This window comes from Methylobacterium sp. WL103, from assembly GCF_008039885.1.
Classification (GTDB): Bacteria; Pseudomonadota; Alphaproteobacteria; order Rhizobiales; family Beijerinckiaceae; genus Methylobacterium; species Methylobacterium cerastii.
On sequence record NZ_VRUX01000243.1, the window covers coordinates 1 to 6,159 of the forward strand.

The window sequence follows — 6,159 nt, forward strand, 5'->3', positions numbered from 1 at the left end:
CATCACGTCGGGCTCGGACACGGCGCATGCCGCGAAGTTCCCCGACGCGGTGAGCCGCGCCTCCGGGGGCCTGCGCCCCGCCCTCCCCCCGCACCTCGCCGACCTGATGGACCGGCCGGAGCGCATGACACGAGTGGGCAACGACCAGGCCGAGGTCGAGGCCCTGATCCGGGATCGCGCGCGCATCACGAGGGGCACATGAACGACGGGCAGGATTCGACCGGCCACTCCGACGGGAAACCGTCGGCCAGCGCGAATGCGCGTCGGCGCCGGTGCGCCGGAACGCCCTTGAGGCGTCGGCGTCGAGGGCAACAACGATGAACCAGCACTTTGCCACCCACGCCGCCTCGCCGGGCCTGCGCATCACCACCTTGGACAACGGCGTCACCGTCGCGACGGAGGCGATGCCCGGCGTCGCCACCGCCACGCTCGGGGTCTGGGTCGGCGCCGGATCGCGCCATGAGCGCGCCGACGAGAGCGGCCTGAGCCACCTCATCGAGCACATGGCGTTCAAGGGCACGCGCACGCGCTCGGCCCGCGCCATCGCCGAAGACATCGAAAACCTCGGCGGCGAGATCAACGCCGCGACCTCGGCCGAGGGCACGAGCTACACGGCGCGGGTGCTCGGTGAGGATGTCGGCACCGCCCTCGACGTGCTCGGCGACATCCTGACCGATTCCGTGTTCGACGCGGGCGAACTCTCCCGCGAGAAGGGCGTGATCCTCCAGGAGCATGCCGGGATCGAGGATACGCCGGACGACGTGGTCTACGACGCCTTCACCGAGGCCGCGTTCCCCGACCAGCCGATCGGCCGCCCGATCATCGGCCGGCCCGAGACGATCAAGAGCTTCGACGAGGCTGGCATCCGCGCCTACCTCGCCCGCGAATATACCCCCGACCGCTTCGTGGTGGCAGCCGCCGGCGCCGTCGAGCACGAGGCTTTCGTGGCGTCGGCCGAGCGCCATTTCGGCGCCATGGCGAAGGCGGCGGCGCCCGAGGCGATCCCGGGAACCTACGGCGGCGGCGAGCGGCGCATGCCGAAGAAGCTCGAGCAGGCCAACCTCGTGATCGGCCTGCCCGGCCTGTCGTTCCGCGACGAGGCCTACTACGCCCTTCACATGTTCTCGCAGGTGCTCGGCGGCGGGCTGACTTCGCGGCTGTGGCAGGAGGTGCGCGAGACCCGCGGCCTCGCCTACGAGATCCAGGCCTTCCACTGGCCGTTCTCCGATTGCGGCCTGTTCGGCATCGGCGCGGCGACCTCCGGCGCGGATCTGCCCGAGCTCGTCGAGGTGACGCTGGAGGCGACCGCGCGGGCCGCCCGCGACCTCGACACCGTCGAGATCGCCCGGGCCAAGGCGCAGCTGAAGGTCTCGCTGCTCTCCGCGCTGGAGACGCCGGGCGGCCGGATCGAGCGCAACGCCCGCCAGATCCTCGCCTGGGGCCGGGTGATCCCGGCGGACGAAGTGATCGCCAAGGTCGACGCCGTGACGGTGGACCACGTGCGCGCGGCGGGCCGAGCGGTCCTCGCGGGCGCGCCGACGCTCGCCGCCATCGGCCCGATCAAGAAGCTGCCGTCCCTCGACCGGATCACCGCGGCTTTACGCGCCGCCTGAACGCGGCCGGGGACGCCCCCCTCAGGAGCGTCCCGAAACTTGTTTTAGCCGCAAAAGCGGGCGATCTGCGGCCCGGACGATCGTGCATACCAGCGGTGGGTGACGCCGGCCGCCGGGCCTCAGCCGCCTTGCTCACGGTTAATCCCGCCTCTACCACTGCGCGGAACCTGAGCCGTACTCGCCGCCGTACCCGGCCGGAACACTCGCCCGTTGCGCATCCTCGCCCTCTCCCTCGCACTCCTCGGCGGCCTTCTGTTCAGCGGTTCCGCGCGGGCCGTCGAGGCGGTGCGGGTCACCCTCGACGCGCCGGTCATCGACCTGACCACGGCGATCGAGCGTTACCGCTCGGACGGCGACCTGATCCAGATCTCCACGGCGCCCGGCAAGGACGGCATCGTCCGCCGCATCGTCGTGAAGGCGCGCGATGCCGGCGCGCGGCCCGACTGGATGGTGTTCGCGCTCACCAACGACACCGACGAGCAGATCGAGCGCATCCTCGTGGCGCCGCACTTCCGGCTGGTCGATTCCGGCGTGGTCTGGCCCGATCTCGGCGGCTCGCGCATCGCCGCGATCACCGCGAGCCAGGGCATCCGGCCCGAGCGCAACGAGAACCCCGAGGCGGACGAGTTCGTCATCACCCTCGATCCCGGCACGACGATCACCTACGTCGCCGAGCTGCGCGGCCCCAACATCCCGCAGGTGCACCTCTGGGATCAGGACGCCTACCGCAAGAAGGCTGCCGGGCTGACGCTGTACAAGGGAATCATCATCGGCATCAGCGGCTTGCTGGCGCTGTTCCTGACGATCGTCTTCGTGGTCAAGGGCGCGATCATCTTCCCCGCGGCCGCCGCCCTGGCGTGGTCGGTGCTGGCCTACGCCTGCATCGACTTCGGCTTCCTGCAGCGGGTCTTTCCGGTCACCGAGCTGGCCGAGCGGGTCTACCGCGCCTCCGCCGAGGCGGTGCTGGCGGCGACCCTGCTGGTGTTCCTGTTCGCTTACCTCAACCTTTCGCGTTGGCACGTGCGCTACAGCCACGTGGCGTTCTTCTGGCTGACCTTCCTCGCCGGCCTCGTCGGGCTGGCCCTGTTCGATCCGCCGGTGGCGGCGGGCGTGGCGCGCATCTCGATCGCGGCGGTGGCCGGCGTCGGGCTGCTGCTGATCGCGTACCTTGCCGCCCACAACGGCTACGACCGCGCCATCCTGCTCGTCCCGACCTGGACGCTTCTGGTGGTCTGGGTCACCGCCGCGGGCTTCGCGGTGACCGGACAGATCGGCAGCGAGCTGACCCAGCCCGCGCTGATCGGCGGCCTGGTGCTGATCGTCATGCTGATCGGCTTCACGGTGATGCAGCACGCCTTCGCCGGCGGCGGTCTCACCCACGCCCTGGTCTCCGACACCGAGCGGCGGGCGCTGGCGCTCACCGGCGCCGGCGACGTGGTGTTCGACTGGGACGTGCCGGGCGACCGCGTCTTCGCCGGCCAGGAGATCGAGGTCCAGCTCGGCCTCAAGCGTGGGGCGCTCGAAGGCCCGGCGGCGAACTGGCTCGGGCTGCTCCACCCGTTCGACATCGAGCGCTACTCGGCGACCCTCGACACCATGATCGAGGAGCGCCGCGGTCGCATCGTGCACGACTTCCGCCTGCGCACCACCGGCGGGGCCTATTACTGGTATCGCCTCAAGGCGCGCCCGGTGATCGGCAACGACGGTGAGGTCATCCGCATCGTCGGCACCATCGCCGACGTCACCGAGATCAAGACCGCCGAGGAGCGCCTGCTGCACGACGCCGTGCACGACAGCCTGACCGGCCTGCCCAATCGCGAGCTGTTCGGCGACCGGCTCGACGCGGCGCTCGCCTTCGCGAGCCAGGACCCGCGCCTGAAGCCGACGGTGATCGTCCTCGACATCGACCGGTTCAAGGGCATCAACGACGCGATCGGCCTCTCGGCCGGCGATTCGATCCTGCTCACCCTGTCCCGCCGGCTCGGGCGCCTGCTGCGGCCGCAGGACACGCTGGCGCGGGTGGCCGGCGACGAGTTCGCGGTCATCCTCCTGTCGGAGCGCGAATCCGACCGCATCCTGGCCTTCGCCGAGATGATCCGCCGCGCCATCGCGACGCCGATCACCTATGCCGACCGCGAGATCTTCCTCACCGTCTCGATCGGCCTGGCACTGCACGAGACCGGCGCCAGCCTGAAGCGCGACGAGGTGTTCAAGAACGCCGAGACGGCGATGGTCCAGGCCAAGCGCGGCGGCGGCGACCGCATCGACGTGTTCCGCGCCGACATGCGCGCCGAGCGCTCGGACCGGCTGATGCTGGAGAGCGACCTGCGCCGTTCGCTGGAACGCAACGAGATGAAGGTGCTGTTCCAGCCGGTGGTCCGCCTTGAGGACCGCACGGTGGCGGGTTTCGAGGCTATCCTGCGCTGGGACCACCCGAAGCTCGGCCGCATCCCGCCGGCCACCTTCATGCCGGTGGCGGAGGAGAGCGGCTTCGTCGTGAACCTCGGCATCTTCGCCCTGGAACGCACCGCGCTCGAACTCGCGGCCTGGCAGCGCTCGCTCGAGGTCGACCCGCCGATCTTCGCCTCGGTCAACGTCTCCTCGCGCCAGCTCCTACGGCACGACCTGCTGCACGACGTGAAGACGGTGTTGGCCCGCTCGGGCGTGATCCCGGGCTCGCTGAAGCTCGAGCTCACCGAGAGCCTGGTGATGGAGAACCCGGAATACGCCGCCCAGATGCTGACCCGCATCCACGACCTCGGCGCAGGCCTCTCCCTCGACGACTTCGGCACCGGCTACTCGGCGCTGTCCTATCTCCAGCGCTTCCCGTTCGACACGATCAAGATCGACCAATCCTTCGTGCGCCAGATGGCGTCGGGCAAGACCGCGATCCTGCGCTCGATCGTGCGGATGGCCAATGAGCTGAACCTCGCCATCGTTGCCGAGGGTGCCGAGTCGGAAGCCGACGCCCAGGCGCTGGCCGAACTCGGCTGCGACTACGCCCAGGGCTACGCCTTCGGCGAGCCGATGACGATGCTCCAGGCCCGCCAGCTCGTTGGCGCGGCACCGGAAGCGGCCTGATCTAAATTCGATCCACAGGGCGCTTGTCGTGGCGTCCCGATCTCTTGCCCACCCGTCCCAAGGCTGCGGTTCGCGTTGAACGCGTCGGCGCCGCGCCCTAACGCTCGACCACCGGCCGATCCCCCAGCACCATGCGTGGCCGGGTTGCCGACAGGGCTGCGAACATCATGAAAAAACTACTCTTCTCCGCCGAAGGCCGGATCGGCCGCGGGACCTTCTGGAAGGGCGTCATCGTCTCGGTCTTCGGTGCCATGCTCGTCGCGGCGGCGTTGAACTACGCCTTGGCTCAGGCGATCCCGAACGAGGCCGGCGCGGGCGAAGGCTTCTCGGTCAACGGCGCCAACGCGGTCCCGTTCTTGGTCCTGAACCTGCTCACCACGGTCTTCATCGTCTGGTCGTCGGTCTGCCTCGGGATCAAGCGCTACCACGACCGCAACAAGCCCGGCGTGTGGGTGCTGCTGTCGCTCGTGCCGCTGGCCAACATCTGGTACTTCATCGAGACCGGGTTCCTCGGCGGCACCGTCGGCCCGAACAATTTCGGTCCCGATCCGCGCGGCCGCAGCCTCGCCGCCCCGACGGGCCTGTCGCCGGCGATCTGACGCCGCGCGACCGCCGCTTCGAAGGGGCCGGATGCCGGACTTCGAAGCGATTCGCGAGGAAGACGCGCGTCCGCTCCCGGGTTCCTCGGGGACGGGCGCTCGTCGTGTCTCGGTCGCCAAATGGGCGCTGCTTGCGCCTGTCGAAAGGCGGCCGACGTGACCGGTTCCGCATGCCATTTAAACCTCCCTTAACCATGCCGACGCAAGGTTGTGTGGAGAAATGGCGGGGCGCACGGCGTGCCCCCTGCGTGCTGGAGAACAGTGATGGCCGAAGCGGCAAGGCGGTTTCGCGAGACGAGCGGATCCGATGTGGTGCGCCGGCTGATCGCGCGCCCGATCCGCCTCGACCCGCCGCGCATGGCCGCGGCGATGGCCGCCCCGACCGCGTTCGAGCGGCGCGCCGAGGCTTCGTTTTCCGAGACGATCGCGGACGAGGCCGCCCTCGAAGCCGTCGAGGCCGAGGATGCGGACTTCGACGACGAGGTCGAGGAGGACGTCGTCGAGCGTCTCCAGGCCGAGATGGCCGTGATGAAGGCGATCCTGATGGCCGAGCGGGCCGAGGCCGCCTCGCTTCGCGCCCGGATGGAACAGTACGTCGAGCCGGAGCCGATCGGCGCGGAAGCGCGCGCCACCCGCGAGCGCTGGGCCGGGATGGTCGACCGCCTCCTGATGTCCGCGCGCTGATCGCTGCCATCCTCATGACATTCGGGAGACGACCATGAGCGCGCGCTGCTCGCTCGTCGTCAACGGCAAGTCCGTGCGCGTCGCCACCGGCGACACCCCGCTCGATGCGGCCGTCGAAGACGGGATGATCGCCTACGCCCAGGCCACCCACGGCGCCGCCGTGCCGGGACAGGGCGCAAGCC

The 6,159-nt window shown here is 69.9% G+C and carries 4 protein-coding genes and 2 pseudogenes; all 6 read left to right on the forward strand.

Features of this window, described 5'->3' with window-relative positions; genetic code table 11:
* Window positions 1–202: pseudogene (locus FV222_RS15075) on the forward strand (hypothetical protein); the annotation flags it as partial.
* Window positions 203–317: 115 nt separating this feature from the next.
* On the forward strand, window positions 318–1,613 hold the full coding sequence (locus FV222_RS15080; RefSeq protein ID WP_147814907.1) for a pitrilysin family protein: 1,296 nt from the start codon (window positions 318–320) through the stop codon (window positions 1,611–1,613).
* 210 nt (window positions 1,614–1,823) lie between these two features.
* Window positions 1,824–4,694, forward strand: a complete 2,871-nt coding sequence (locus FV222_RS15085) for a sensor domain-containing phosphodiesterase (RefSeq protein ID WP_147814909.1) — start codon at window positions 1,824–1,826, stop codon at window positions 4,692–4,694.
* A 167-nt stretch (window positions 4,695–4,861) separates the two neighbouring features.
* Window positions 4,862–5,293, forward strand: a complete 432-nt coding sequence (locus tag FV222_RS15090) for a DUF805 domain-containing protein (protein ID WP_187273548.1) — start codon at window positions 4,862–4,864, stop codon at window positions 5,291–5,293.
* Between the two features lie 264 nt (window positions 5,294–5,557).
* Window positions 5,558–5,977: a hypothetical protein gene (locus FV222_RS15095; protein WP_147750913.1), complete on the forward strand. Its 420-nt coding sequence runs from the start codon at window positions 5,558–5,560 to the stop codon at window positions 5,975–5,977.
* Window positions 5,978–6,011: 34 nt separating this feature from the next.
* Window positions 6,012–6,159: pseudogene (locus FV222_RS31205) on the forward strand (ferredoxin--NAD(+) reductase); the annotation flags it as partial.